The sequence below is a fragment of the Mycobacterium sp. ABE4_509 genome (assembly GCF_056160785.1).
Genome location: NZ_JBSWXU010000072.1, coordinates 1 through 26,851, shown reverse-complemented (window position 1 = coordinate 26,851; position 26,851 = coordinate 1). Strand labels below are relative to the sequence as shown.

24 protein-coding genes and 1 pseudogene are annotated in these 26,851 nt (G+C 67.2%); 15 read left to right on the top strand and 10 right to left on the bottom strand.

All coding sequences use genetic code 11. The annotated features are described in order from the left end of the window. A partial coding sequence (locus ACXAID_RS16225) for a class I SAM-dependent methyltransferase (RefSeq protein ID WP_475023239.1) occupies window positions 1-651 on the top strand: 651 nt, incomplete at its 5' end. A gap of 6 nt (window positions 652-657) precedes the next feature. On the opposite strand, the gene ACXAID_RS16220 is transcribed toward ACXAID_RS16225, so the two are convergent. Next, a complete protein-coding gene (locus ACXAID_RS16220; RefSeq protein ID WP_475023238.1) occupies window positions 658-2,169 on the bottom strand; it encodes a DUF7782 domain-containing protein in 1,512 nt (503 codons plus the stop codon). Next, window positions 2,166-2,921 carry an SOS response-associated peptidase gene (locus ACXAID_RS16215; protein WP_475023237.1) on the bottom strand — a complete coding sequence of 252 codons (756 nt, stop codon included), beginning with the start codon at window positions 2,919-2,921 and terminating at the stop codon, window positions 2,166-2,168. The genes ACXAID_RS16220 and ACXAID_RS16215 overlap by 4 nt, the downstream gene beginning before the upstream one ends. A gap of 37 nt (window positions 2,922-2,958) precedes the next feature. On the opposite strand from ACXAID_RS16215, the gene aroA reads away from it, so the two are divergent. The 3 genes from aroA (at window position 2,959) to ACXAID_RS16200 (ending at window position 6,245) form a co-directional block, all read left to right on the top strand. Then, on the top strand, window positions 2,959-4,326 hold the full coding sequence (aroA, locus tag ACXAID_RS16210; RefSeq protein WP_475023236.1) for a 3-phosphoshikimate 1-carboxyvinyltransferase: 1,368 nt from the start codon (window positions 2,959-2,961) through the stop codon (window positions 4,324-4,326). Next, window positions 4,323-5,303 carry a ribosome small subunit-dependent GTPase A gene (gene rsgA, locus ACXAID_RS16205; protein ID WP_475023235.1) on the top strand — a complete coding sequence of 327 codons (981 nt, stop codon included), beginning with the start codon at window positions 4,323-4,325 and terminating at the stop codon, window positions 5,301-5,303. Before aroA ends, rsgA begins: the two co-directional genes overlap by 4 nt. An 81-nt stretch (window positions 5,304-5,384) precedes the next feature. Next, entirely contained in the window at window positions 5,385-6,245 is an 861-nt protein-coding gene (locus ACXAID_RS16200; protein WP_475023234.1) for an aldo/keto reductase, read from the top strand. 112 nt (window positions 6,246-6,357) lie between these two features. Here the strand turns inward: ACXAID_RS16200 and eccCb are convergent, their stop codons facing one another. The 8 genes from eccCb to ACXAID_RS16160 form a co-directional block, all read right to left on the bottom strand. Beyond that, a complete protein-coding gene (gene eccCb, locus ACXAID_RS16195; RefSeq protein ID WP_475023233.1) occupies window positions 6,358-8,106 on the bottom strand; it encodes a type VII secretion protein EccCb in 1,749 nt (582 codons plus the stop codon). Then, the gene (eccCa, locus tag ACXAID_RS16190; protein ID WP_475023232.1) at window positions 8,103-10,343 is read right to left on the bottom strand and encodes a type VII secretion protein EccCa; all 2,241 of its coding nucleotides are present in this window, start codon (window positions 10,341-10,343) and stop codon (window positions 8,103-8,105) included. Before eccCa ends, eccCb begins: the two co-directional genes overlap by 4 nt. Further along, window positions 10,343-11,773, bottom strand: coding sequence for a type VII secretion protein EccB (eccB, locus tag ACXAID_RS16185; RefSeq protein WP_475023231.1), 1,431 nt, complete (start codon window positions 11,771-11,773; stop codon window positions 10,343-10,345). Before eccB ends, eccCa begins: the two co-directional genes overlap by 1 nt. Then, on the bottom strand, window positions 11,774-13,513 hold the full coding sequence (gene eccA, locus ACXAID_RS16180) for a type VII secretion AAA-ATPase EccA (RefSeq protein WP_475023230.1): 1,740 nt from the start codon (window positions 13,511-13,513) through the stop codon (window positions 11,774-11,776). Between the two features lie 13 nt (window positions 13,514-13,526). Further along, complete coding sequence (locus ACXAID_RS16175; protein ID WP_475023229.1) at window positions 13,527-14,150, bottom strand: hypothetical protein; 624 nt, start codon at window positions 14,148-14,150, stop codon at window positions 13,527-13,529. A gap of 18 nt (window positions 14,151-14,168) precedes the next feature. Beyond that, entirely contained in the window at window positions 14,169-15,023 is an 855-nt protein-coding gene (locus tag ACXAID_RS16170) for an ESX secretion-associated protein EspG (protein ID WP_475023228.1), read from the bottom strand. Between the two features lie 2 nt (window positions 15,024-15,025). Then, the gene (locus ACXAID_RS16165; RefSeq protein ID WP_475023227.1) at window positions 15,026-15,340 is read right to left on the bottom strand and encodes a type VII secretion target; all 315 of its coding nucleotides are present in this window, start codon (window positions 15,338-15,340) and stop codon (window positions 15,026-15,028) included. An 84-nt stretch (window positions 15,341-15,424) separates the two neighbouring features. Then, a complete protein-coding gene (locus ACXAID_RS16160; protein ID WP_475023226.1) occupies window positions 15,425-16,816 on the bottom strand; it encodes an EspA/EspE family type VII secretion system effector in 1,392 nt (463 codons plus the stop codon). Between the two features lie 510 nt (window positions 16,817-17,326). Between ACXAID_RS16160 and ACXAID_RS16155 the strand changes: the two genes are divergently transcribed. The 11 genes and pseudogenes from ACXAID_RS16155 to ACXAID_RS16105 all read left to right on the top strand — a co-directional run. Further along, entirely contained in the window at window positions 17,327-17,626 is a 300-nt protein-coding gene (locus ACXAID_RS16155) for a PE domain-containing protein (protein WP_475023225.1), read from the top strand. A gap of 56 nt (window positions 17,627-17,682) precedes the next feature. Continuing rightward, complete coding sequence (locus tag ACXAID_RS16150) at window positions 17,683-18,873, top strand: PPE family protein (protein WP_475023224.1); 1,191 nt, start codon at window positions 17,683-17,685, stop codon at window positions 18,871-18,873. 103 nt (window positions 18,874-18,976) lie between these two features. Continuing rightward, window positions 18,977-19,270, top strand: a complete 294-nt coding sequence (locus tag ACXAID_RS16145) for a WXG100 family type VII secretion target (protein WP_475023223.1) — start codon at window positions 18,977-18,979, stop codon at window positions 19,268-19,270. A 33-nt stretch (window positions 19,271-19,303) separates the two neighbouring features. Then, window positions 19,304-19,591: a WXG100 family type VII secretion target gene (locus tag ACXAID_RS16140; RefSeq protein WP_475023222.1), complete on the top strand. Its 288-nt coding sequence runs from the start codon at window positions 19,304-19,306 to the stop codon at window positions 19,589-19,591. A gap of 121 nt (window positions 19,592-19,712) precedes the next feature. Further along, complete coding sequence (gene eccD, locus ACXAID_RS16135; RefSeq protein WP_475023221.1) at window positions 19,713-21,263, top strand: type VII secretion integral membrane protein EccD; 1,551 nt, start codon at window positions 19,713-19,715, stop codon at window positions 21,261-21,263. Window positions 21,264-21,472: 209 nt separating this feature from the next. After that, complete coding sequence (locus ACXAID_RS16130; protein WP_475023220.1) at window positions 21,473-22,186, top strand: hypothetical protein; 714 nt, start codon at window positions 21,473-21,475, stop codon at window positions 22,184-22,186. Beyond that, window positions 22,183-23,238, top strand: a complete 1,056-nt coding sequence (locus tag ACXAID_RS16125; RefSeq protein WP_475023219.1) for a glycosyltransferase family 9 protein — start codon at window positions 22,183-22,185, stop codon at window positions 23,236-23,238. Before ACXAID_RS16130 ends, ACXAID_RS16125 begins: the two co-directional genes overlap by 4 nt. Then, entirely contained in the window at window positions 23,231-23,914 is a 684-nt protein-coding gene (locus ACXAID_RS16120) for a DUF4254 domain-containing protein (protein ID WP_475023218.1), read from the top strand. The genes ACXAID_RS16125 and ACXAID_RS16120 overlap by 8 nt, the downstream gene beginning before the upstream one ends. Continuing rightward, window positions 23,911-25,368 (top strand): EspB family ESX-1 secretion system-associated protein, encoded by a 1,458-nt coding sequence (espB, locus tag ACXAID_RS16115; RefSeq protein WP_475023217.1) that lies wholly within the window; start codon window positions 23,911-23,913, stop codon window positions 25,366-25,368. Before ACXAID_RS16120 ends, espB begins: the two co-directional genes overlap by 4 nt. Before the next feature lie 92 nt (window positions 25,369-25,460). Beyond that, window positions 25,461-25,784, top strand: a complete 324-nt coding sequence (locus ACXAID_RS16110) for a YbaB/EbfC family nucleoid-associated protein (protein WP_475023216.1) — start codon at window positions 25,461-25,463, stop codon at window positions 25,782-25,784. Between the two features lie 59 nt (window positions 25,785-25,843). Next, window positions 25,844-26,851 (top strand): annotated as a pseudogene (locus ACXAID_RS16105) (secretion protein EspK); the annotation flags it as partial.

The window sequence follows — 26,851 nt, the reverse complement described above, 5'->3', positions numbered from 1 at the left end:
GACCTGGCCTGCGGCACCGGAAGCGTCGCGCTCGCCGCCGCAGCGCGCGACGCGCACGTCACCGGGGTGGACCTCACCGCGGAGTTGATCGCGATCGCCAAGGGCCGCGACGGCGCCGGCGAGGTGACCTGGTGCTGCGCCGACGCCGCCGACACCGGGCTGCCCGCCCAGGGGTTCGACGCAGCGGTGTCGAACATGGGCATCATCTTCGTCGATCCCGCCCGCCAGGTCGCCGAACTGGCCCGGATTCTCAGACCACAGGGGGCGCTGAGCTTTTCGGCCTGGATGCGCGAATCCGACAACCCGTTCTTCGATCCGGTGGTCGCGGTGCTGGGCCCGCCGGCCGCGGCGGCGTTCTCCCCCGACCAGTGGGGCGACACCGAGGTCGTCACCGACCGGCTGGCCCCGGAGTTCGACGACATCGACGTCCGCCAGGAACTGCACCGCTGGGAGTTCGCCTCGATGACGGCCGCGCTGCACTTCCTGCAGGAGGAATCACCGATGCACGTCGAGACCTTCCGGCGGGCCGCCGGGCAGCGCGACGCCCTCACCGCGGCTTTCGAGGCGGCGCTGCGGCCACACGTCGACCCGTCGGGCGCGATCGGCTTCGGCTCCCGCTACGTGGTGGTCAGCGCCACCCGACGGGGCTGAGAGCGCTCAACCGGCCTGGTAGAGGATTCCGCGGCCGATCGCCTCGCGAACCACCGGCATCGCCGCCGCGGCCAGCGCCTCGGCCTCGACACCGTGTGTGGCGGCCAGCAGCTCGATCAGCATGCCCAGCGGCACCTCGCCGCGACAGCCCGCCAGCAGCGCCCGGGACACCTCGTCGACGCCCAGCACGGCTGCCGGGCCACCGGGGCGACGCACCGCGGCCCCGACCAGCTGCCAGCCGTCCGGGCCGGGTAGCGACTGCTCCTCCAGGAACACCGGCGCGGTCGACAGCCGTGCTGCCAGCAACTGCTCGTCGGTGGTGTCGTGCAGGAACTCGCGGCGGGCGAAGAACGCCGCGACCTCGGGACCGGTCAGCGCCTCGTCGACGCCGGTGACCTCCTCGAACACCTGGTCCGGCGGGCGGTGCTCGCCGGGCCGCGGCGCGCGGACGGTGATGGTGCCCATTCCGACCCCGGCGATGTCCTCCTCATCGAACCAGTCCAGCCACCGGCCACCGCGGCGCGCCGCCTCGTCGGGGGTTTCCCCGGCATCGGAGGTCCACAGCGACACGTAGCTGACCGGGTCGGCGAACTCGCGCTGCACCACCCAGGCGTGCAGACCGGTGCCGGCCAGCCAGCCGGCCACCCGGTCCCGCCAGGCACCGTCGGGCTGCCCGTTGCCGACCATCCAGTTGGCCATGACCTGCGCGGTTCCCCCCGGTTCGAGGTGATCCCGCACCTGCTCGATCAGACTGCGGCACAACGCGTCTCCGGCCACCCCGGAATCCCGGTACTGGTAGTCCAGCGATCCGGTGCCCACCACGAACGGCGGGTTGGACACGATCAGGTCGAACCGCTCACCGGCCACCGGCTCGAACAGGCTGCCGCGGCGCAGGTCCCAGGACATGCCGTTGAGCCGCGCAGTGGCAGCGGCGAGGGTGAGCGCCCGTTCGTTGGTGTCGGTGGCGACGATCCGGGAGCAGTGCGCGTCGAGGTGCAGTGCCTGGACACCGCATCCGGTGCCCAGGTCCAGTGCGCGCCCGACGGGTTCGCGGATGACGGCGTGGGCCAGCGACACCGAGGCGCCCCCGATACCGAGCACGTGGTCGTGGCGCACCGGCCCGGGGCGCGCGGCGGCGTCGAGGTCGGAGACGACCAGGAAGTCGCGCGCACCGTCGCTGTGCGGGCGGATGTCCAGGGCCGCGCGCAGCCCGCCGTCCGGCGCCGCCTCGACGACGCCGTTGCCGATCAGCGCCTCCACCCCAGCGGTCGGCAGGGCTGCTTCGACCCGGTCGCGGGACTCCGCGGTGCCCAGCAGCAGCAGCCGCACCAGCACCGAAAGCCGTTGCTGGTCGGTGCCGGCACGCTCGGTGGCGCGTAGCGCAGACCACCACAGGCCGCGGCTGAACGCCCCGGCGTCGGCGCCCAGCAGCGCCGCGACTCCGTCGGTGGTGTATCCGGCGGCACGTAGGTCGGCGCCCAGCGCGTCGACGACGGCGGGCTGATGCAGTGGGTTCAAAACAGTTCGGCCTGTTCGGGTTCGGGCTCGACCGGCTCGATGAGCTCGGGCCCGTTGTTGCGGATGCTGTTGACCAGCTTGGAGACTTCGCGGATCTCGATGCGGTCGAGGTCGCCGTGTCCGCGCAGCAGGCCCTCGTCGACCGGCGCGTCGGGGTCGAGCCAGTGGTCCCAGTCCGGCGCGCTGATGGTCAGCGGCATCCGGTCGTGGATGTCGGCGAGCGGGCCCACCGCGTCGGTGGTGATGATCGTGCAGCTCAGCAACGGTCTGCTGTCCTTCTCTGCTCCCTTGGGCCGCCAGGTGGTCCACAGTCCCGCCATGAACAGCGGTTCACCGTCGCCGGCGTACATGAAGTACGGCGTCTTGTCGCCCTTGTGGCCCTTCCACTCGTACCAGCCGTCCATCGGCACCAGGCAGCGCTTGGCCTTGGCCGAGGCGCGGAACGCCGGTGAGGTGGTGACCTTCTCCGAGCGCGCGTTGATCAGCAACGGACCCTTGGTGTCGGGTCCGCCGTCGTCGGTGGTCTTGGCCCACGGCGGGATCAGGCCCCAGCGCATCAGCCGGATCCGGCGGGTGGATTCGTCGTCGGGCTCGGTGTGGCGTTTGACGACGGTGGCCACCGTCTGGGTGGGCGCGGTGTTGTAGTTCGGCTGCGGCGGGTCTTTTTCTGTCGCCGCCGTGCTCTCGTCGATGGCTTTGATCTTCTCGGCCAGCTGCGCCGGATCGGTGGTGACCGCGAATCGCCCGCACATGGCTCCCATGCTTCCAGACGTTGCGGTTTCGGCGTGAATGTCGTCGCTGAGGGTGCATGTGCACGCCGAAATCGGGGACAGGCGAGAATGGACAACTGTGACCACCTGGCCCGCGCCGTCCACCGCCACTCCCGTGCACGCCACCGTCACCGTGCCCGGGTCCAAGTCTCAGACCAACCGGGCGTTGATCCTGGCCGCGCTGGCCGCCGACAACGGCGCGTCGACGCTGCACGGCGCGCTGCGCAGCCGCGACACCGACCTGATGATCGGGGCGCTGCAGGCGCTGGGTTTCGTCGTCGAGGCCGCGGACACCGACGACACCGAGGTGACGGTCAGCGGCACCCTGGCTCCGCCCGGCACCCGCATCGACTGCGGGCTGGCCGGCACGGTGCTGCGGTTCGTGCCGCCGCTGGCCGCGCTGAGCACCGAGACCGTGGTGTTCGACGGCGACGAGCAGGCCCGCGCGCGGCCGATCGCCCCGCTGCTCGACGGGCTGCGTGCGCTGGGGGTCGGCATCGAGGGTGACGGCCTGCCGTTCGCGGTGCAGGGCGGCGGTTCGGTGCCGGGCGGCGCCGTCGAGATCGACGCGTCGGGATCGTCGCAGTTCGTGTCGGGGTTGTTGCTGTCCGGCGCGGCCTTCACCGAGGGGCTGACCATCGTGCACACCGGTGACACGGTGCCCTCGGCGCCGCACGTGGCGATGACGGTGGCGATGCTGCGCGACGCCGGCGTCGATGTCGACGACTCCCGGCCCAACCGGTGGCGGGTGGCCCCCGGCCCGGTCGCCGCACGGGAGTGGGCCATCGAGCCCGACCTGTCCAACTCGGTGCCGTTCCTGGCCGCGGCGGTGGTCAGCGGTGGCAGCGTGCGCATCACCGGCTGGCCGCGGGTGAGCACCCAGCCCGCCGACATCATCCTGTCCATTCTGGGGAAGCTGGGTGCGGTGGTGCGCCGCGGCGACTCCTACCTGGAAGTGCAGGGTTCGGCCAGCTACGGCGGCCTCGACGTCGATCTGCACGAGGTCGGCGAGCTGGCTCCGTCGGTGGCGGCGCTGGCCGCGCTGGCGACCCCGGGGTCGGTGTCGCGGCTGCGTGGCATCGCGCATCTGCGCGGCCACGAGACCGACCGGCTGACCGCGCTGCACGCCGAGATCAGCGGCCTGGGCGGGCAGTGTGAGGAGACTCCGGACGGGCTGGTCATCACCGCGCAGCCGCTGCACGGCGGGGTGTGGCGGTCCTACGCCGATCACCGGATGGCCACCGCCGGCGCCATCATCGGGTTGCGGGTGCCGGGCGTGGAGGTCGACGACATCGCGACCACCGCCAAGACCCTGCCGGACTTCCCGAAGTTGTGGGCCAACATGCTGGCCGGCCAGACCGACGACATGGTGGTCCCCCGACCTTGAGCCGTCGCGAGTACGACGAGTCCGATGTCCGGGTGCGGCCCGGCCGAGGCTCTCGTCCGCGAACCAAGACCCGCCCCGAACACGCCGACGCGCAGGACGCGATGGTGGTGACGGTGGACCGCGGCCGGTGGGGGTGCGTGCTGGGCGGTGACCCCGCCCAGCGGGTGACCGCGATGCGCGCCCGGGAACTGGGCCGCACCCCGATCGTCGTCGGCGACGACGTCGACGTCGTCGGTGACCTGTCGGGGCGCACCGACACGCTGGCGCGCATCGTGCGGCGCGGGGAGCGGCGAACGGTGCTGCGCCGCACGGCCGACGACAACGACCCGACCGAGCGGGTGGTGGTGGCCAACGCCGACCAGCTGCTGATCGTGACGGCGCTGGCCGACCCGCCGCCGCGGGCCGGGCTGGTCGAGCGGGCGTTGATCGCGGCCTACGCCGGGGGTCTGGTGCCGATCCTGTGCCTGACCAAGACCGACCTCGCCCCGCCCGAGCCGTTCGCCGCGCAGTTCGCCGACCTGGACCTGACCATCGTGACCGCGGGCCGCGGCGACGAACTGGACGCGGTGGCGGCACTGCTGGCCGACAAGGTCACCGTGTTGCTGGGCCATTCCGGGGTGGGCAAGTCCACCCTGGTCAATCGTCTTGTGCCGGAAGCCGAGCGGGCCACCGGCGCGGTGACCGAGATCGGGCGGGGCCGGCACACCTCGACGCAGTCGGTGGCGTTGCCGCTGGCCGCGGGCGGCTGGGTGATCGACACACCGGGCATCCGGTCGTTCGGCCTGGCCCACATCGAACCCGACGACGTGGTGCTGGCGTTCTCCGATCTGGCCGAGGCGATCGACGACTGCCCGCGCGGCTGCGGACACATGGGGCCGCCGGCCGATCCCGAGTGTTCGCTCGACGAGTTGACCGGCCCGGCCGCGGGGCGCGTCGGTGCGGCGCGGCGCCTGCTGGCGGCGTTGCGGGAAGGCTGAGCGGCCCAGCCGGCGTTGGGTGGATGAGCAGAGGTTTCTTCGACGGGTGCACCGGGCACGCTGTCGCCGAAAGGAGCACAAGTGAGCACAGTTCCCACGATCGAGTTGAACAGCGGCGCCACCATCCCCCAGCTGGGGTTCGGCGTCTTCCAGATTCCGCCGGGAGACACCGCCGGCGCGGTACAGACCGCGCTGGACATCGGCTACCGCCACATCGACACCGCGGAGATGTACCAGAACGAGAAGGGCGTCGGCCAGGGTGTCCGTGACTCCGGGCTGGCCCGCTCCGAGGTGTTCATCACCAGCAAGCTCAACAACGGGTTCCACAAACCCGACGACGCCCGCCGAGCCTTCGACGCCACGCTGTCGGAGTTGGGCTTCGACGGTGAGGACTCCTATGTCGACCTGTTCCTGATCCACTGGCCGCTGCCGACGCTGTACGACGGCGACTTCGTCTCGACGTGGAAGACGTTGGAGGAATTCCAGAAGCAGGGCCGCGCGCGCAGCATCGGTGTCTCCAACTTTCAGGTCGCCCACCTGCAGCGGCTGGCCGAGGAGACCGACACCGTACCGGCGGTCAACCAGATCGAGGTGCATCCGCACTTCGTCAACGACGAGGTCCGCGCCTACGGTCAGCAGCACGGCATCGCGACCGAGGCGTGGTCGCCGATCGCGCAGGGCAAGGTGCTCGGCGATCCGGTGATCACCCGCATCGGGGAGTCGATCGGCAAGTCGCCCGCCCAGGTGGTGTTGCGCTGGCACATTCAGCGCGGCGACATCGTGTTCCCGAAATCGGTGACCACGCAGCGCATCAAGGACAATTTCGCGTTGTTCGACTTCGAACTCGGTCCCGATGAGATGGTTGCGATCTCCGGGCTGGACAAGGGTGCGGCCGGACGTATCGGGCCCAACCCGGACACCTTCGACTACATCCCCAGCTGAGGCGTCGACAGTGCACTGAGGGCGGGAATCTCCCGAGGATATCCCGCCCTCAGTGCAGTATCGGCGACGGTGTCGGTCAGGCAGCAAGAGCCAGGCCGGGCGGCGAGCCGGCCTACTCCTCCGGCGGATCCATATAGGCGGCCTGGATTGTCTCTTTGCCTTCGGGTGACAGCATGAGCCCTTGCCCTGGCGGCCGCCGTTTGACCTTGAATTCGCTGGAGGGAAAGTCGGCCTTGTCCCCCGACAGGAACAGTGTCGGCGTCCCGGCACCGAACGCAGCGCCGACGAATTTGTCCATGGTCGACTTGTACGCCTGGCTCATCTGACACGTCACGATGATATGGAGCCCGATATCGGCCGCCGCCGGCATCAGCGGTGCAAGTGGCGCCATCGGCGGCATGCCGCCGGCCGCGCCGACAATCATGTGCCAGTCGTCAACGAGGAGCACGACATCGAAACCTGTCCACCACGACTTGGCCCGCAGCTGCGCAGCCGTCAGATCCGCCGGAGGCAGCCTCTTCTTCAGATTCTCCGCCAGCGCCTTGATCGCCTCGTCAAGCGTCGTGCTGTTGCGGTTGATCGCACCCGCATCGAGCAAGTGGCTCTGCGGCACCGCATCGAGCAGACCCGAGCGGTAGTCGGCGAGCATGAAACGCACCTGGGACGGACTGTTGCGTGCGCAGATTGCACGAGCGACTGCGTGGGCGATGGTTGTCTTTCCCGACTTGGCGGCACCGAAAATCAGCAAATGCGGAGTCTGATACATGTGGTTGTAGGCCACCGATAGATCCGCCTCGCGCAGTCCCAGCGGGATCGTCCACCGGGTCCGGTAGTCGGACTCGGGACCGGGAGGGCTCGGGTCGAGCTCGTGCAGCGAGACACGCTCTGGCAACACCCTGACCCGCGGGGCCTGACCGGTGGTCCGCGCCTGGACGTGCTGCACCGCGGCGGTGATCGCCTCCACCAGGTTGTCTGCACTGTGCTGGCCGTCGAGCCGGGGCACACCCATCATCAGGTGGTGCTTCTCCGTCGAGATGGCCCGGCCGGGACGGTTGGCGGGGATGTCTCGGGTCATGCGGTCGATCTGGGTGTCGCTGACATCGCCGAGGCGGAACTCGATCTTCGTGCTCAGGTAGTCACGCACCCGCGACTTCAGCTCGGTCCACCGTGGCGTGGTGATGACAGTGTGGACTCCGAAAGCAAGCCCCTGACCTGCGATTTCTTGAATCATCGGCTCCAGATCAGGAAACTCACCGACGAAGGCCGGCCAACCGTCGACGACGAGGAACACGTCGCCGAACGCGTCGGCCGCAGCGGGGTGATTCGGGTCCTCACGCAACTGGCGATACGCCGACATCGACCCGACCCGGTGTTCCTTGAAGCGGGCTTCACGCTGCCGCAGCACGGCCTGCACCTCGGCGACCACGCGCATCACCCGGTCAGGTTCGGACCGGGTTGCCACCCCACCGACGTGCGGCAGCTTCTCGAAGTAGATCAGCCCGCCCCCACCGAGGTCGATGCAGTAGAACTGCACATCGCGCGGTGAGTGTGTCACCGCGGCCGACAGCATCATGGTCTGCAGCAGGGTCGACTTCCCGGTTTGTGGCGCCCCGCCGATGGCGATGTTGCCGCCCGCGGCGGAAACGTCGACGCCCCAAACCTCCTGGCGGTGGCGCTGCGGCTCATCCATGACCCCCAACGCGAACCGCAACCTCTGATTGCCGTCCCGCGCGGTTAGTTCATCGACCGGTGCTGGATCGGTCAGCGGCGGTAGCCACATCTTGTAGGCAACCGGGTCGGCGGTGCTGAGCTGCCGAAGCACCACTTCGCGCAGCGCCCGGGTCTGCAGGTGCCGGGTCATGCGGACACATCCAGGCCGACCGCCGGGGCCGCGGTGAACCGGCTTATTCGCAACGAGTTTCCGCCACCGCGCTTGCGGGGTTCGCCACCGTGGCCGGTCGCTACGGCCTGCTGACTCGGCTCATAGTTGCCGCCCGTGTAGAGGGTACTGAACTTGATTGGGTCCTCCATGCCGACCCGCAGGAACCCGACACCACTTTCCTTGTTGGTGATGTACACCGCCTCCGGTGTTCCGATGACCGACTTGGACTCATGGGAACTCGTGGTGCGCAGAGCAATCCGATAGGTGAGGTTTGGTTCGAGTTTGTCGATGCGGGCACCACCGGTCTGTAGCGACTGGGTGGCGAGCAGCAGATGCACCCGCAGCGAGCGTCCCACCCGGCAGATCCTGTCGAAGAGCGCGACGAAATCGGGGTGACTCTGCAACAGCTCGGCGAACTCGTCGACCACGACGAACAGTGTGGGCAGCGGCTCGAGGGCGGCGCCGCGCTCCCGGTACTTCTCGTACTCCGCGACACCGGAAAGCGCGCCCGCCGCGCCCACCTGCATGCCCGCCTGGCGCAGGATCGACTGTCGCCGGTCGAGTTCTCCGGTCAACACCGCCCCCATCCGATCGACGAGTTCGGCCTCCTCGGCCATATTGGTCACGACCGCTGCGGTGTGCGGGAGTGTCTCCATCCCGAGGAACGTCGAGCCGCCCTTGAAGTCGGTGAGCAGTAGGTTGACCTGATGCGGGTCATGGGTGGCGACCAGCGACAGCAACAGGGTCCGCAGGAATTCAGATTTGCCCGATCCTGTCGTTCCGATGAGCATGCCGTGTGGTCCGGCTCCGAACTCGGCGCCTTCCTTGATGTCGAGGTACATCACGTCGCCGCTCTTGATCTCGTGACCGAACGGGATACGCAGCCGGTCACGGTCGGTGTCGGTGAACATCCGCCAGCGTGCCGGGGTGATTTCCTCGACATCTTGCGCACCGACCAGCTGATGCCATTCGGTGGCCACCTTTTTCTGCACGCGGTTGGCCTTCGTCACGATGGTCCCGGTGATCGACCAGCCGGCAAGCCTTCTGGCAACGAGCGTGGCTTCGGCCGGCGACATGCAATCCGCCGTTGACGTCACCCGGCGGAAGCTTTGGCTGGGCAGCCGATCGTCGGCCGTTCCGTCGGTGCCCACCCGGATGCGGTAGGCCGAGCCGCTGTGGTTGCCGAGTGTGATCACCGTGACGCCGGCTCTGCCGTCGGGCGGGAATCCTGCTCTTCCACCGGTGAGGTCGATCACCGCGACGTAGGGACCTCCGGGGAGCGAGTCGGGACTGTGCGGGCCGCGCGCGGCAAGCTCGCTGAGGTCGTCGGGGTCGGTCGAGATCATCCGCGACGAACCGGTGGCATCGGTGTCGCTCTGGTGTTGAACGTGTGGAAGCCATTTCAGCCACGCCCAATTGGGGTCATCGGCGTTGTCGGTGAGCACCCGGATCTGCATCAGATCAGGCGGATGGAACACGGCCAGGTGACAGATCAGAGCCGTCAGCAATCCGGCGGCACGCTCGGGGTCGCCGCCGACCGCGACCGTGGGAAAGGTACGCAACTGCAGAAGCTTCGGGCAGTCCGGTATCAGCCCGTGCGTGCGAAGGAATTTCACCGCCCACATGTTGGCGACGGGCTCGAGGAACGGCGTGGGAGCCGCACTCGGTCCGGCCAGCTCACCACCGGCAGCCGGCTTCAGCAACCGATCGACCGCGGGCTGCTCACCGATCCCGATGCGGGTGGCCGCGTAGAAGTCCGAAGCCGCGGTACGCGACCACTGCCGCGGCGTGCCCACGATGGACAGCAGATCTTCCGGATGGGGTGCGTGATAACTGAAGAACTCCACCTGAGCGTCCGCCGAGGTGGTGACACGGGAGCGCAGACCTGCCAAATACCGCAGATATTCCTTTCGGTCTGAATTGATCTCGGGAACCTTCTTGCCACCGCCCGACCCGCCGCTGGCCAGCACGCTCATCAGCATCATGATCATCATCAGCGGCATCATCAGCATGTACGGCGACAGGTTGCGGGTACCGGTGGCGAACATGATGCCGATCATGCCGAGCATGCAGGCAGCCATCACGTAGGGCAGGACCTTCTGGAAGCCCGACGCCGGGATGTCCACCCCGAGATCCTCCGGCGGCGAGACGGCGATCTCACCGGGGTTCAGCCGCGGGCCGCGGGTCGCGCTGGGAGAGAACTTCTTGGTCGCCATCAGCCGACCTTTCGGGGCGTCAGGTCGGCGGCGGGGACGGTGTCGTGTTCGAGGAGTGCTGCCTCTTGGGACAGCACCGGGCCGTCGACGAGGAGACGCACGATCTCCCAGGGCGCGGTTCTCGGCGAAGTGAGGTCCAGCGAGGACGCTGTCTGCTGGTCCGGGATCCCGAACCGCACACCCTGCTCATCGACGTAGTAAAGAGCTTCGCCGTAGCGCGGATCCAGCGCCTGCAACTGCACGTACTTGCCACCGTCGATGTAAATCGATGCATTGCCTTGAATTTGGGTGATTCCGGAGTCCATCGCGGCTGCCGGGATCGGCAGATGGCGGCCGGCGATCACCGTCGTCTTGGGCGCCTGGTCGCCGGGCTGGCGTTCCCACGACCAACACAGGACGGGCGCTTCCCGGCGTGACAGCAGATCCAGTGGTTCATCCGGGAGCGGTGAGTTGTACACGGTGTCGGGCAGCGGGACCGCCACGCTGGGCTCCAGCGCCGGTGGGTCCACAAACCCATAGGAGTTCATCGCGCGCATCGCCGCTGCGGTGGTGGCGTTGACGGGCGCCACGGCGCCGGGCATCACGACGTAAAACTGTGATCGGGTGGCCAGGTCGGTGCGGAACACAGACCCGATCACGAACTCATCGGGCAGGCCGATGTCGTTCGGCTCGCCCGCGCGGGGCACCGGCGTGAGCTCAAAGCTACCGGCGTCGGGCAATGCGTTGAACAGACCCTCCGATATCGGAATTCCGATGGCGTTCAGTGGGATTCCCAGCGCCGAGGTTAGCGCCCGGTTGGCCCGGTCGATGGTGTGGCGGCCATTGAGCGTGACCAGCCACTCCTGATCGTGATATGACGCCAGGACGGCCTCGTCTCGCGTGATGGAATCCGCTGACGGATCGGTGACCAGGGGCATCGCGATCACCGCGGTCTGCGCCGCAAGGGAGACACTGCTGAGGCTTGTCGGATTGGCAATGGAATCGCACAGCGCCCACTCAGACGAACTTCCGGCGGTCGGCGTCGAATAGGGAGCGCCGGGGATGCCGAGCCACTGCCCTTTCGGCATGGTACCCAGTTCGGAAGCATCCACCACTGCAGGGTCGGCGGCGTCGCCCAGCACCAGCCGGGCCGATGTCAGATTGAACACCGGATGCAGCCGACCCGAAATGTTGAGGTACAGCTGGTAGGTCGTCCCGTCGGCGTACAGGTCGCCGCCACCGAGCTTGCCCTGCGGCTTGAACAGCGCGAGAGCCCCCGCCCCCAGCAGGATCAGCACAGCGATGACCACGCTGAACATCATTGCGCGGCTGTAGAACTGCAGTGGGTCGTCGAACATTCGGGTATCTCGCCGAACGATCGCGTGCTCGAGCCGACGCAGCAGAAACCGCCAACCGCTGACCTGAACTTTGGTGGTGAGGCGAAAACCCATCTAGTACCCCGGCGTCGAACCACTCAGGTTCAGACGTGCGTGTACAGAGGCGACTGCCTCGGCCATGTCGTCGCCGCTGATCTCACGCAGCCTGTCTTCATCGAGCCCTTCGAAGTCGATCGATTGCGTCAGCCGGATGTCGCGGTACTGCTCGGCGGCCTCCACCAATTGGCGTGCGTAGCGTCCGTTGCCGGCGATGTCGAGGGCTGGCGCGCCACGTACCACCTGCTGGTCGAGCACCTTGGCGGCGCGCAGCACATTCTCGGCGGCATCGGTGTTCAACGCTGAGTCGTTACCATGGGCAATGACCTTTGCGATCTCAAGGATCTCCTCAGGTGAGTAGGAGTCGAACTCGATCCTGGTGGCGAAGCGCGACCGCAGGCCCTCGTTGGTCTCCAGCAGTCGGTCGATATCGGCGCCGTAGCCTGCGATGATCACCACCAACCGGTCGCGGTCGTTCTCCATCCGGGCCAACATGGTGTCCAGCGCCTCAGTCCCGAACGGATCGGCCCGCCCGTCACGCTCCTGAACCAGCGCATACGCCTCGTCGATGAACAGCACGCCACCGAGGGCACGATCGATCGTCTTGGTGGTCTTGACCGCGGACTGCCCCTCGTACTCCGCGACGAAGTCCTTGCGCGACGTCTCGAGTAGTTTGGGTTCTGCGATCACCCCGAGGCCGGCCAGGATGTTGGCGACGACGCGGGCGATGGTCGTCTTGCCGGTCCCCGGCGGCCCGGTGAAGATCATGTGCTTGCTGGGCTGGGCCACTTTCATGCCTCGGGCCGCCCGCACCCTGGCCATCTGAGTGGCCGCCCGGTACCGCTCAATCTGATCCTTGACCCGGGCAAGCCCGATTTGGCGCTTCAGCTCCGCTTCGGCCTGTGCGAGCAGCTCATCGCGTCCCGAGGTATCGGCCACCACGGTGGCGGCATCCCAGGGATCGGCGCGTGCCGCGATCTCTTCTGCGGTGGTCGTCGCCAGGCGGTATGATGGATCACTCAGCGCTGCAGCAACTCTGGGCTCCGGATGGGTGGCCTGCAGCCATTCGAGCAGGGCCACAGCACCTTCTTCGTTCCCCTGACTGCGGCGTGCCATGGCCAGATGCCAGGCGATCGCACGGCCGCAGGCCTCGCCTGCGGGCGAGTCGTTCGCTTCGATGAGCCGACGTTCGGCCTCGGTGAACAGCCCGAGGTGCGCCACAGCGACGCCGTGTACGACCTCCCCCGCGGCGGCGAGGAACTTGTCGGGCCATGTGCCTCGGTTCCTGATCTCGTCGATCACCTCGGACCACCGATCGGCTGCCCCGTAGATCACCGCCCGGACCCAGGCCACCAGATGTTCCTCGGCGGGACCGGCCGGACTCTCCTCGAGGGCCTCGATCGCATCGGCGTAGTTGCCGTGCGCTGTTTCGCTGACGGCGAATCCCATGGTGATCGCCAGTGGCGAGTTGACCGGGTAGGTGATGTCGCCGTACGGACCACCGATCGCCACCCTGGCTCCGAGCGCGCTCATCGGCACATGTGCCGCCCCGGCCAGCTGTCCAAACTTGGTGCGGGAGAACCAGGCACGAAACAGCGTCACCCTGTCGGTGTCACCGCACCGGATTCGGCCGATCCAACCGTCGCAGGCCGCTTCATCCTCGGTGGTGATGTCGGTGAACAGTTCCAGCGCGCGGGATTCCGAAACCGCCAGCATGCCGACCGCGCTGTCGAATTGGCCCGCGAGACGATCGATCATGATGGGTTGCGGCTCACCCGCGGTCATTCGTGTAGCGGGCGGCGAACACCTCAGCCTGCTCGGCTGCGGCTTGTTCTGGCGTCGGCATGCCCAGACCGTCGACCATCAAGTCGCGGACGACCTGGCCGCCCTCGAGGCCCATTTCGCGCATACCGTCGTTCAAGACCTCGCTCTGCGTCAGGTAGGCCTGCTGCTCGGCCAGTCCCTTTTTCCTGGCCAGACCAGCCAAGACGGTGATCTCCTCGGCGAGTTCTTCCTCGGTCATGCTCGTCACCTTCGGCGACAGATCGACCTCGCGGATCTTGCCGCCGATGAGCGCCGACACCGACACCAGCCCCGGAGGATTGGTCACTGTGACAATGTACGGCGCGAGCTCGTCGCCGCTTTCGTCCTCGCCGCTGTCCTCAGCGGCTTTTTCGGGGAGCACATCGAGTTCGGTCTCAGCGGGGCCGGTTTCAGCCGGGGTGTACTCAACCAGGAAATCGTCCACCGCCGAGCCGTCGTCACGGCGTTCGTCGGCGGCGGAGAAGTCAAGGGGATCGGACGGATGGTCGTCGTCGGCCTGAGTGGCACCGCTAGCGGAGAAATCCAGGGCGGCGAAATCCTCGCGGTCCTCGCTGTTCATGGCGTCGTCCATGTTTTCCTCTCTCGCGGTCTAGCGGTAGGGATAGGTATCAGGTGAGCCGGCCTCGGCCGAATCCGACCAGTGGCGCGCCGGCAGGAACTCCAGCAGGGCGTCCAGCGACCGTTGCAGGTTCTCCGGGCTCCCCGGCAGAAAGCTGCCGTAGAGTTCGCCGCCTTCGCGACGCGGCAGTGACACCAGCCTGCCCATCGGCGAGTCGAGCACGCCGGACGCCACGTCGGTCTGCGTCGAGGTCCCGCCCGAATGGCGTTGACTGGCTGTGATTTCGACCCAGCTTCTGGGATTGCCGATGATATCGGCATAGATGCGGGCAGACGCCGGCGAAACGCCATGGTTGGCCACCCGGGCTGCGGTCCTGCACTCGCTCAGCTCGGCGGCCAGGCCCGTCAGCGGTTCGACGGCGGCCGGTTCGGCTTGCCCAAGCACGGTGGTGAGCATTGCAACCAACCCGACCTGTGCAGCCACCAGCTGCAACACCAGCATTTCGTTGTCGCGGACGGCGATGACGTGCCCGTCGCCCTTTCGGCACAGCGCGAATCGCACCATGACGTCTCCGACGTCGCGCCGCCACCAACGGCCTTCCAAGGTCCGGTCCGGTCTGCTGAGGGTTTCGACCATCACCGCAACGGTCGGATGGGGTTGCCCGTAGATGTCCAACACACCCTGGGCGGTCAGATCCCGGCGCACCTGATCCCACACAAGGGTGCGCACTTCCTCCTGCGGAATGTTCTGCCGGATCCCCAGTACCGTCGGGAACTCGACGAGCCCAAGCCGGTCCGCGACCACCAGCATGCCGTCGATAGTCACCTCGACGCCGACGACATCGTCGACGGGGGCAGATCGATCGGCGGTGACAGGGCTGGCCATGACTACTGCGGACGCACCTGGGCGTTCATGTTCCTGCTCAAGTCGTCGTCGACTGCGGTGTAGGCGACGTCGGCGGTCCGTACCTTGGCCGCAAGGTCGATGCAGGCCTGCCGGACGGCTTTGCCCGCGGCTTTTCGCCGGTTCTCGACCTTGGTGACCTCACCGTTGGAGGAGCCGCTCATCACGCCGTGAGTCAGCCAGCAGTTGGCCCCGATCCCGTCGGTGACCGACGCGGCGTCGTCGGCTTCCTCGGCTGCCTTGTCCAGCTCGCGCGCCAGGCCGTTGAGGTAGCCCTGCGAGACGTTGAGATTCGCCACGTGATGGCCTCCTCGTTCGTTCGGGATGTTAGGTTCAGTTGTGTCGCTGGCTCTGTCGTGTTGGCAAGAGGGCAACGGGTCGGGCTACAGCGGCCGTGCCTGCGGACCCCGCGCCTCCGTCGACTCACCGGCGGCCTCCCGGCTGCCGACCGGCGCACGCTCGCCCCGCTCCTCGCCTGCGGCCGCGCCGAACGCATCGTCGGAACCGGCTGCGTCGTTAGAGTCCTCGGCGAACGTCGCTTCACCGGCAGCCGGCTCGTCGGTCGCCGGTCCGTCGTCCGCGACCGCGGCCATTGCCTCTTCAACCGGGTCGACTGCGCCCTGCCCCTGTTGGGCCATGCCGTAGACCTGTTGCACCGAACCCAACGTCTCGTTGACAGCGTTGAGCGGCTGGGCGACGTCGTTCGATATCTTGGCGGCCTGTCCGGTCGCCTGGCTCACCTGAGCCATAGTGGGCACGGTGAACCTCGGGGTAGCCCCGGCCCCGGTGTCTTCCTCACCGGCCTCGTCCCCGCCGGCGCCCGGCGCCGAAGGACTACCACCGTCCGACTCATCAGTAGCGTTCGCACCGAACAGCTCACGACGTTCCTCGAAGATTGCACCGTCAGATCCCGCTGCCCGGGCCAGGTCAGCCACGGTCGGCGGTCCTGAGTAATCGGACAAGCTGCTCGAGATGGCGGCGAAGCTACCCACGTCCATTTGCTTCGCGCCGGCCACCTCGATCGACGCGAACGTCCCTTCGACCTCGGCAGACTTGCCCGCCGAAACGTAGGCGTCCTGGATGATCTCCGTCGCGCTCGCGACGTCGAGCGAGTTACTGAGGACTTGAGCCTCCGTGGCAACGACGGTCATGATCGCCGCCATCGCCGCGTACACCTGGAATTTCAGCGAGAGCACCGGACCGACACCCGGAACCAGGTACAGCAGAAGTGCAATTCCCTGTGCGGCGACCAGCGCGCACCCGAGGATGGCCATCGTGCGGTGAGCGGTGAAGATCTTGTCGCCTTGACTCTTGACGAGGGTTTTCATCTGCGCATCCAGGTCCTGCAACTCCGCGACGAGGACACGCAGAGCGGCGAGTTCCTCGGCATAGCTCTCGGCCCCGTCGCCCTCCCAGTCGTCGCCCCGAGGCGTGGCGAACTTCAGCTGGGCATCGACAACCTTCAACTTGTCAACGCCGCTGGCAAATCTGTCGCCCTCGTCGGGCGCGCCGAAGCCGTTGAGGAGATCGATGACGACGACCGCCACCATCGTCACATCGACAATTGCGGTCGGGGTCGGCAGGGCGTCCTTGCCCACCTTTTCCAGAGTTTGCTTCAGCAGGCCATGGCCCTTTCGGTACCAAATGAATTTCCCGATACCGCCGGCGATATTGAAACCCAGGCCGACCCAGTCCTGCCGGGCACCGGCATCCGCGGATGCGCCAACTCGGGAAAAGACATAGGCCAAATCATGAATTCCACCCAATTGCGACATCGTGGCGTACCCCTTCTATCGCGCCCGCCGGGGGCGCGCACCGACCTGTGAACGCTGGAACCGAGCCTAGCAGTGCATAGGCCCTGACCGCGATGAATTCTTGGCTACTCCAGAGCTTTTCCTACGGGTCCGCAAACACCGCCGTGGCACCGCGGCCCGCCCGCCCGATGGATGCACAACGGGCGATAGTGTGACTCATGCCATAACCGAGTCGGATGATCTCGTCCGGAATTTGCAGGCAATACTGCATCCGTTCACGGCCGATTCACCTCAATATGTAGCCGCGCTCTGTGTTCACGACCCAGCAGCGTCAATTGCCCCCAATTGCCCCTCCTAAGCCGCCGTCCCCGTCGCTAGAATTCAGTAGCGTTGCGGAATCGCGGAACTGAAGAATGCCGGCCGGAGTTGGACACACAGCGAACGCTCGATATCGCGGCCGGCATGTCCCGATAACCCCGGTGCCGCACGTTTCGGACACTCAGAACTTGACCGACTGGAGGAGAACCAGCAATGCAACCGATGTCTCACGACGATTCCGCGGTTGCCGCGATCGGCGCCGAAGTAGTTGCCAACGCCGCCGAGGGCCTGGCCGCCGAAGCCGCGGCGTCCCCAGCGGTCACCGCTTTGCCGCCCGCCGGAGCCGAGGAGGTTTCCGTTCAAGCGGCAACGGCGTTCGCAACCGGCGGCGCCGAGGCCCTTAGCCAGCTGACGGCCGCCGAAGAGGAACTCGCCCGCGCCGGCACCGCAGTCACCAAGGTTGCCGGCATGTACTCGGCGATCGACCAGGGCGCCTCGGACACGTTGGCCTAGCCACAACCGAGAAGCGATTCAGGACGGGGGCCACCACCGCCATGCTCTGGCACGCAATGCCACCCGAACTCAACACCGCCCGGCTGATGGCCGGCGCGGGGCCGGCGCCGATGCTGCAGGCCGAGGTGGCCTGGACGACGCTCAGCGCGGCCCTCGAGGCTCAGGCAGACCAGTTGGCCGCGATCTTGACCTCGCTCGGTACGGCCTGGACGGGTGTCAGCGGCGAACGCGCAGTTGCGGCGGCAGCACCGATGGTGGCCTGGCTGCGCGCCGCCGCGCTGCAGACCCAGAAGCGCGGTCTCCAGGCGGCGGCGCAGGCTACCGCGTACACCACGGCGATGGCGATGACGCCGTCGCTGCCCGAGATCGCCACAAACCACATGACTCGCGCCGTGCTGCTCGCCACCAACTTCCTCGGCATCAACATGGTGCCGATCGGGCTCAACGAGACCGACTACTTCGTGCGCATGTGGAACCAGGCCGCCGCCGCGATGGACGCCTACCAAGCCGAAACCGCTGTCAACACAACGTTCGAACCACTGCCGCCGCCGCAGCCGATCGTCGTTCCCGACAGTGGCGCGGCCGCCGAAGGCGCGACCTCGGGTCGACTGGCCGAGTTGGCAGGCAAGGCCGCCGACCCGCTGACACTGGCGAAGCTGGCTGCCCACACCGGCGAGGCAGCGCCCTTCGAGGGGCTGCCAGTCGGTGAGGCCCTCATCCCGTTCGTCAATCAGATGAGCGCTCAGCTGGGGCAGGCCGGCGGACCAATCCAGCAGCTGACCCAGTTGTTGCAGCAAGCCAGCTCGATGGGTGGACCGGGCGTCGACAGGCTCGGCGAACCGGGCGAACACGACAGCCCCCAACTGGGCCTGCTAGGCGCTTCACCGTTCTCCACACATCCGCTCGCCGGTGGATCGGGTCCGAGTAGCGGTGCCGGACTGATGCGCGCCGACACCATGCCGGGTGCTGCCGGGTCGCCGCCACGCACCCCGCTGCTGAGCCAGCTGCTCGACAGGCCCATGGCGCCGGCAGCCGTCGGGGCGACGGGGGCTGCCACTGCCGGGGCCAGCGCGGGGGTATCGGCTGTCGGCGGCGGCGCCCCCGTGGGTGGCGCCCCGATCGGCGCGATGGCGGCCCAGGGCATCCACGGCAACAACAGACCAGCCATGGCGATGCCGACGGTGCTCGCGCCCGACACTGATGAGGACGAGCGCGCCGAGCCCGACCTTGGTGAGGACGACTGGTGATCACCTCGGAGGACGGACTTCCCGGCCAGAGCCGGCTGGAAGACTTGCCACAAATTGGCGAGGTCACGAAATACCAACAGAAAGAAGGTAATCCACAATGGAAATGAGGACCGACGGAGGCGCGCTCCAGGAGGGCGCGGACACCTTCCGAAGCGTTTCGGAAAACCTCCAGCAGATCATCCGCAACGTCGATTCGACCGCCGGCGAGCTGGCCGCACAGTGGCGCGGCCAGGCCGGAGCGGCCGCCCAGCAAGCGCTGATGCGCTTCCAGCAGGCAGGCCAAGCACAGATCAAGGCGCTCAACGACATCTCCGAGTCCATCCAGAAGGCGGGCGTCACCTACACCAGTGCCGACGAAGATCAGGCCAGCTCGCTGTCCTCCCAGATGAACTTCTGACCACCACACACCACAAGAAAGCGAGGAAACGCCATGAGCGAACAGTCATGGAACTTCGGCGGCATCGAAGCCGGATCCGGTGCCATCCAGGGGGCCGTGTCGTCCACCCAAAGCGAACTCGACGCCGGGAAGGCCGCGCTCACAAAACTCGCGTCCGTTTGGGGCGGCAGCGGCTCGGACGCCTACCAGGCCGTCCAGCAGCGCTGGGACTCCACCTCCGCGGAACTCAACGCCGCCCTGCAGAGCCTCGCCGGCCGGATCAGTGAAGCCGGTCAGACGATGTCACAGACCGAATCCGGTGTCACGGGGATGTTCTCGTAGCACCTGTACCCATGAGCGAAGCACGAGATCAGGCGAGTTGCTCAGCACTCGCCTCTTCTCGCGTTTCAGCGTCCAACAATTCTGTGAAGCAGCGAATTTCGGCTGGATCGGAGGCGCACCGATGAGCGCACCTGCGGCTGCCGGCGCCGCAACCGCCAAGGCCGGAGCCACCGCACCCCCCGCACCCGCGACGACCAGAGTGACCATCCTGACCGGCAAACGGATGACGGACCTGGCGCTGCCAGCCGCCGCACCGATGCGTGACTACGTCGACGACACCGTCGCCGCGCTGGCCGATCTGCTCGAGGACACGCCAGCCGACATCCTGGCAGGCTTCGACTTCACCGCTCAGGGCAAGTGGGCGTTCGCGCGGCCCGGGTTCCCGCCCTTGCGGGCCGAGCAGTCGCTGGACGAGGCAGGGGTGGTCGACGGATCCCTACTGACGGTCGTCCCGGTGAGTCGCTCCGAGCGCTATCAACCGCTCGTCGAGGACGTCATCGACGCGATCGCGGTGCTCGACGAATCACCCCAGTTCAACCGAACCGCGCTGAATCGGTTTATTGCGGTGGCCATTCCGCTGGTCATGGCGACACTGACCGTGCTGGCGACGCTGCAATGGTGGAACACCGGACGCAGCTGGCTGTGGCTGCTGGCGATGGCGGTGCTGGGGGCCCTCGCCCTGGTGGGCAGCTGGGTGACCGCCAAGGTATACGACAGCGCCGAACTCGCCGAGAGCCTGCTGATCACCGCGTTCCCGTTGCTCACCGGTTCGGCGGCACTGGCGATCCCGTCGCCACGCGACACCGCATCGCTCGGCCCACCGCAGATCGCCGCGGCCGCCGCGGGGGTGATGTTCCTGACGCTGTTGACCAGGGGCGGCCCGGCGAAACGAACCGCATTGGCGACCTTCGTCGCGGTGACCGCGTTCTCGGTCACCGCGGCAGCCATAGCCGTCGGATACGGTTGGCAGCGGTGGGTGCCCGCCGGGGCCGTCCTGGTGGGGCTGCTGATCGTCACCAGTTCGGCCAAGCTCACCATCGTCGTCGCGCGGATCGCCCTGCCACCGATCCCGGCGCCTGGCGAGACGGTCGAGTACGACGAACTCCTCGAGCCGGTGGCGGGCCGGCCAAATGCAGACAGAGAAAGTTCGGAAACACCCACTTGGCAGGCCGTCATCGCCTCGGTCCCAGACTCAGCCGCGCGGCTCGCCGAGCGAACCGGTTTGGCTAAACAGCTTCTGATCGGGTTCGTCACGGCAGGCGCACTGGTTCTCGGGGTCGCCGCGGTCGCGGTAGTGGTCCGCGGTCACTTCTTCGTCCATACCCTGGTGGTGGCCGCTCTGGTCGCTACCACGTGTGCGTTTCGGGCGCGCCTGTTCGCCGAGCAGTGGTGTGCGTGGGCTCTGCTCGCGGCCGCGATCGGCGTCCCGCTGGGCGTGATCGCCAGGCTGTCGGGCTGGTATCCCGACATCGGCTGGCTGTTGCTGGGCGGCTACCTGGCCGCTGTTGTGATCACACTGGGCATCGTGGCCGCAACGGCAGGGGTCCGTCGTATCTCACCGGTCAGTAGGCGAATCCTGGAATTGGTCGACGGCCTGGTTATCGCCGCAATCCTGCCCATGCTGCTGTGGATCACAAGCATTTACGACGTCGTCCGCAATGCCCGGTTCTAGAGAAGGGCAGGAGGCCGGCTCATGCTGGACACTGATGCCGCGTCCCCCGATCACGCAGCGGCACCCGATGACATGCCGCAAGCTTCGGTTGTTGTCGAGTGCCGGAAGGCCAGGAGAGGATCGGCCAGGCACCCGAGGAACAGTGCTGCACCGGCAAGGCCACGACCATCCCGGCGTCGAATCCTCGAACGGCCAGGGCGGTTGAGCGGATGACCGAATCACTGACCGTCGACACCGCTCGCCTGGAGCAGGCCGCAGCAGCATTGCAGGTGAAGATTCTTCCGGACCCCCCCGCCCCCATCACCGCTCCCGGAACAGACTCGATGACGGCGGCGATCAACGAGACCATGCCACTCATCGAGTCACCGGTGCTCGATGGCCTGCCCACCGCCAGAGCCGTACTGGCCCAGACGGCATCGAGCGTGGCGACCGCAGCAGCAATTTACGCCGACACCGATGAGTTGTTGGGACGGCCGCTCGCCGACCATGAGTTCGCGACCACGCACGATGGGGTGGCCACGGTGTCAGAGGGACCGGCACCGGACCTCGGCGTAGAGTTGGCCGACGCCGGCGACTCGGAACCACCAACAGACGAGGTCGAACCAGGGAAACCGAGAGACTTCTCCGGCACCGCGGGCGCCGGCGGCTATCTCTCGCGGCCGCTCAATCAAGTTGCTACAACGACAAACTCGATCACCCAGAGCATCAGTCCTGGCGTCCAGCGCGCAGCCCAAGGCGAACCGCACGCCAACGCTCTGGACAACCAGATCGACAACCCACCGGAGGAACCCGCCGACGGCGCCGCGCAAGGAGCCGACACCAGCGAAAGCGTTCCGGCTCATCTCGGCGCGCCGCGGGCTGGTGAGCAGGCCACCGCGGACGCGGTCGAGCCGGTGAACACAACCAGCGGGAATGTCGGATGATCTCGGACACCATGGGCAACCGTTCAGTCCAGCCGCCTGGCTCGGGCATGGACCATCGTGGACTGCTCCGAGCGCGTTGGCCGGCACTCTACTTCGGAGCCAAGATCGGCGATTCGCTGCTCACATTGCCGACGCTGAGGGCGCTGGGCGAGCGCTTCGAGCACCCACTAATGCTGATCTGCCCGAAGTTCGCGTTCGATCTGTGCTTCCGGGAAGTAAGCCCCCGACATGCCGACACCACCGGGTTCTTCGACAAGGACCTGCCGCCATACCTCGGAGCAGTTCCTACGGTCGACCCGGAAACCCTGGCATCTCGGATCGGCAACGTCGACGTGCTCATCAGCACGCTTTCGTTCAACATGATGCCGTATGCGATTCGGATCATTCGGCAACACCTCAGTCCAGCGGTGACCGTCGGCTTCAAGAACGACTACGAACAATACGACATCGTGGCCCCCAAACTGGCGTGTCACTCCGCCGACCGACTGTTCGAGCTGGTTCGCGTGTTCGACCCCGCCGCACGCATCGACGAGTACACCCAGCCCGTTCCCATCGCGCCCGCGGTCCAGGCCGAAGCGCGGTCGGTCCGTGCCGCCCTGCCGGCGGGGGTCAAGGTCCTCGTCGTGCATGCCGATTCCGACTGGATCCAAAAACAGTGGCCGGTCACCCGGTTCATCGATGTGCTGGACCGGTTCCTGGCGCGACATCGCGACTACGTCGCATGGGTCGTCGGGATGGGCGAGGAGGAACTCAACGTCGGCCGAGAGCGGGATCGTGTCACCCCCTATCTCGGCCTGCCGCTCGACTTCACCATGGCTCTGGTTTCCTGCGCCGACATGTTCCTGGGCATCGATTCGTGCATGCTTCATGCCGCGGACCTGGCTCGGGTCCCCGGCGTCGGGCTGTTCGGGCCCACCCGAAGCGGCGAGTGGGGCTTCCGGTTCACCCCACATCGCCACATCGACCGGCGAACGATGGCCGACATCACCGTCGACGAGGTGCTGGCTGCCCTGCAAGAGGTTGCGGAAGAGGCTGTCGAACATCATGTTTGAGCAATACTTCGAAGATCTGCCGGGGGCCCGGTCGGTGGGTCGGCACGCCGGCGTTCGACCTCGTGTCGTCGAGCACCGGCCGCCGACCGGACAGCACGACACCAGCTGTGAAGACCTACTCTCCGCGGTGCGGAGGTTCCACGAGGCGACATCGTCGTGGCATCACAATGCGCCCGACACGTCACCCACGCGCCGTGGGATCGGCGACAAGGCACTGCATCTGCACGCGATGAACTTCGCGCTGTGGCATCACGAAGACGCCGTCCGCCGGCCAACTGCCGACGACCACGAAGTGGCCCGGCGAAAGCGGTCGATCGACGACGTCAACGCCCACAGGAACGCGGCGATTGAAGACATCGACGACACCCTGTTCGGTCGCCTCGACCAGATCCAGAACCGCACTGCGCCGTTGCACACCGAGACGCCCGGCATGATCGTCGACCGGCTCTCGGTTCTCACCCTGCGTATCGCGCACACAGATCGACTCGCCGCGGCGTCACGGCTGGCAGTACTCGACGAGCAATACCGTGATTTGGCCGCCGGTCTGGACTGGTTCCTGACACGCATGCTGGCCGGCGAGCTCCGGTTCAAGCGCTATCAGCAGTTCAAGTCCGCCGAGCAGCGAACCTACTGCGACCTGTTCGGCGGCCTCAACCAGGAGAGTGATGCGACATGACGCAGCCACTGAACGTGGAATACGACGAGCTGATCGCCCGAGCGGAGGAACTGGAAGAACCGCCGCCAGCCGTCCCGACCGACAATCCGGCGGGGCCGTGTGCACTGTCGTTCGTCGGCGACGCCGCCGAGCAGCTCAAGATGTCCGCGGACGCGATGCGCCTGTATCTAGCCGCAGGCGAACGGGAGTGGCGACGCCTGGCGCAGTCACTTCGCAACGCCGCCAAAGCCTACGAGGAGGTGGACGAAGCGGCTGAGGAGTCGCTCGATACCGACTCGAAGATATCACCGGTCGCCGTCGACACCGTGACCGACGAGGAATTCGTTCCACCGCAGGTGCTCCAGCTCGCCACCGATGTCGAGCTGCCCTATTACGAGGTGAGGCAGGCCGCGACCGACATCGAAGCCCCCGACCAGGGGACGGCGTTCAAAGATTTCGCCAAAGAGTGGGACACCTTTCAGCGAGCGTGGCAGACACTGGCAAACCGGTTCCGGCCGTTCACCCACTGGGAGGGCACATCGGCAACGCTCGTCGAAGCGAATTTCGAAACGCACCGCAAGTGGATCTACCAAATGGCCCAATCGTGCATCGAGCTGGGGTCGCAGGCTCTCGGGGTCAACACGGCGCACAAGTACGCCCTCACCGAGCACCCGACCAGCTATGAGGTATACGCCACCGATCGACGCTGGGAGATCTATACGACCGAGCCGTACTGGATCAACCACCCAGAGCAGCAGTACCGGCTCAGAGAGGAGCAAGCCTGGTATGCCGTCCTGCAGGAGAAGTCGGAAGAGGCTCTGGCCGAATACGTTCAGCGGGCATCGCTCCCGCTGAAGGCGATCTATCCGGACAACCCTCCCACGGCGTTCGTCATCGAGGCGCCCCCGGACCCTTCGGAAACCGATCCCGATGATCCCGATCTCGGCGACGGCGATCTGGGTGACGGCGATCTGGGTGACGGAGATCTGGGCGAGGACGACCTGCTCGACGACTATTACGGCACCGGGACGACGACCGACTCCGCCGCTACCACACCGACGACTCCGACCACCGGCGTGCCGCCGCTGCCGGACGAATTCAACGATGCGTTGGCGGGACTGTCGGACCCCTCGGGCGCGGAGCCGACGCTGAAACCGGCGTCCCTCGGCGGTGGAGGTGGCGGCGGCATACCCGGCGTCCCGTCGATGCCCTCCGTAGGTGCCGAATCGTCGGCCCCCGCAGCCGGTGCCGGGGCGGGGGCCGGGGCCCGTGACATCGCGGCAGCGGCTCGCGGCCCGTCCGGTACCGGCGGCCCGATGGGAGGCATGCCGATGGGTGCCGGCGCCGGAAACCAGTCGAACAACAAGGAAGGGAAACGCGGCCCGACGGCTGACGAGTCACTGTACGAAGAAGACCGGGCATGGACCGAAGCCGTCATCGGAAACCGCCGGCGCAAAGACGCCCAAGAGAAGTGAAACCCCAGGAAGATAGGGACAGCCAATTGACCGCACAGGACCAGTCACCGCGGAGCGCGCCCGACGGGGTACACCCGCAGGCCGCCGATGCCATGGCGATGCTGCAGCAATTCCAGTCGGTGCTCGACGGGGCGACCGATCAGATGGAGAACCAAACCTTCACCGGCACAGACGAAGAAAGGACCGTCACGGTCACGATCAACGGAAGCGAGGTCCTCACCGCCCTGCACATCGAGGACGGCCTTCTACGGTTGGGAGCCGGAACAGTCCAGCAGCGGATCAACGAGGCACTTGCCAACGCGCAAGATGCCGCCACGGCCGCCGTCACTGCACAGGCCGCACACCTGTTCGGCAGTCTCGCCGGGATCACCGATCAGCTGAAGACCAGCATGGGCCTGGACCAGAAACAGCCGTGACGGCGGCGACCTCGGAAGGCTGAGCACGACCGTGGAGCACGGATACGGAAGGCTAGGCGATGAGCATCCCGCGGCCCGCAGGTGAGTACGTCGGACCGATGCTCGACCCGGGCGGGTGGCCCGAGGTTGACGAGGCCACGCTCTATGACCGGGCTCAGCTGTTCACCCGGACTCTCTACCAACTCACCGAGGTGCTGGAGGACTGGCAGCGCCAGCAGGCCCAGATCTTCGAGGGAGGCATCTGGACCGGCGGCGCCGCGAAGGCGGCCAACGGTGAGCTCGATACCGACATCGCCGGATTGCGCATGTTGCAGGACGGCATCGTCACGGCCATCACCTGGCACAACCACATCGCCGGGATCGTCGAGCAGGCCAAGTTCGCGATCACCGACAACCTGGAGACCGCACATCGACAGATCCAGCTGCTGCGCAGTGATCCCAGCCTGGATGCCGCCCAGCGGGACGTGGCGATCAACGCTGTGATCTCCTCGACCCACGGTGCCGACGTCAGCATAGTCGCCGCCTCGGCCGAACAGATCCGGACCACAATGAGCTGGAAACCCCCGGCGCATGCCCTGCAGGAGCTGCTCGACCGCAAAGCACCGCCGCTGCCGGCGCCGTCGGAAGGCCCGCCCGCGGCGGACAACCCAGCGGCACCCGCCGAGCCGTCGGCCGGTGAGCCCGAAACACCCGCAGCGCCACCGCAGGCTGGGCGTCCCCCCGGTACACCAGTCCTTCCACCCAGCACTCCCGGTCCACCGGTGTTTCCGCCCGGCACTCCCGGTGTTCCCGCTGCTCCGTCCGGCCCTCCCGGTTCACCGGGTTGGCCACCGTCGGCGCCCGGCGGGCCGCCGGTCACTGATCCCGAATCCGTCGAGCCGTCCTCGCCGAACGCTCCGGACGCCGACGAAGCGGATTCAGAGGAGCAGATGAGCCCGGCAGCACCTGTGGCACCGCCACCCGGCCTAGGCGGCGACCGAGGACGCGGCGTCACCCCAGCGTCGGTCATCGCGCCGGTGGCGGGGCCGCCGGCGCGAGAGGACGCGGCGCCGGCCGCACCCGTAGCA

Bases quoted from the DNA above. Each gene is read 5' to 3' on its own strand.
- ACXAID_RS16140 (WP_475023222.1), top strand. From the start codon at position 19,304: ATGAGCGAACAGTCATGGAACTTCGGCGGCATCGAAGCCGGATCCGGT.
- ACXAID_RS16155 (WP_475023225.1), top strand. From the start codon at position 17,327: ATGCAACCGATGTCTCACGACGATTCCGCGGTTGCCGCGATCGGCGCC.
- ACXAID_RS16120 (WP_475023218.1), top strand. From the start codon at position 23,231: ATGTTTGAGCAATACTTCGAAGATCTGCCGGGGGCCCGGTCGGTGGGT.
- eccCb (WP_475023233.1), bottom strand. From the start codon at position 8,106: ATGACCCGGCACCTGCAGACCCGGGCGCTGCGCGAAGTGGTGCTTCGG.
- ACXAID_RS16110 (WP_475023216.1), top strand. From the start codon at position 25,461: ATGGCGATGCTGCAGCAATTCCAGTCGGTGCTCGACGGGGCGACCGAT.
- eccD (WP_475023221.1), top strand. From the start codon at position 19,713: ATGAGCGCACCTGCGGCTGCCGGCGCCGCAACCGCCAAGGCCGGAGCC.
- aroA (WP_475023236.1), top strand. From the start codon at position 2,959: ATGTCGTCGCTGAGGGTGCATGTGCACGCCGAAATCGGGGACAGGCGA.
- espB (WP_475023217.1), top strand. From the start codon at position 23,911: ATGACGCAGCCACTGAACGTGGAATACGACGAGCTGATCGCCCGAGCG.
- ACXAID_RS16170 (WP_475023228.1), bottom strand. From the start codon at position 15,023: ATGGCCAGCCCTGTCACCGCCGATCGATCTGCCCCCGTCGACGATGTC.
- eccB (WP_475023231.1), bottom strand. From the start codon at position 11,773: ATGGGTTTTCGCCTCACCACCAAAGTTCAGGTCAGCGGTTGGCGGTTT.
- ACXAID_RS16145 (WP_475023223.1), top strand. From the start codon at position 18,977: ATGAGGACCGACGGAGGCGCGCTCCAGGAGGGCGCGGACACCTTCCGA.
- ACXAID_RS16125 (WP_475023219.1), top strand. From the start codon at position 22,183: ATGATCTCGGACACCATGGGCAACCGTTCAGTCCAGCCGCCTGGCTCG.
- eccCa (WP_475023232.1), bottom strand. From the start codon at position 10,343: ATGGCGACCAAGAAGTTCTCTCCCAGCGCGACCCGCGGCCCGCGGCTG.
- ACXAID_RS16175 (WP_475023229.1), bottom strand. From the start codon at position 14,150: ATGGACGACGCCATGAACAGCGAGGACCGCGAGGATTTCGCCGCCCTG.
- ACXAID_RS16130 (WP_475023220.1), top strand. From the start codon at position 21,473: ATGACCGAATCACTGACCGTCGACACCGCTCGCCTGGAGCAGGCCGCA.
- ACXAID_RS16215 (WP_475023237.1), bottom strand. From the start codon at position 2,921: ATGTGCGGGCGATTCGCGGTCACCACCGATCCGGCGCAGCTGGCCGAG.
- ACXAID_RS16150 (WP_475023224.1), top strand. From the start codon at position 17,683: ATGCCACCCGAACTCAACACCGCCCGGCTGATGGCCGGCGCGGGGCCG.
- eccA (WP_475023230.1), bottom strand. From the start codon at position 13,513: ATGATCGATCGTCTCGCGGGCCAATTCGACAGCGCGGTCGGCATGCTG.
- ACXAID_RS16160 (WP_475023226.1), bottom strand. From the start codon at position 16,816: ATGTCGCAATTGGGTGGAATTCATGATTTGGCCTATGTCTTTTCCCGA.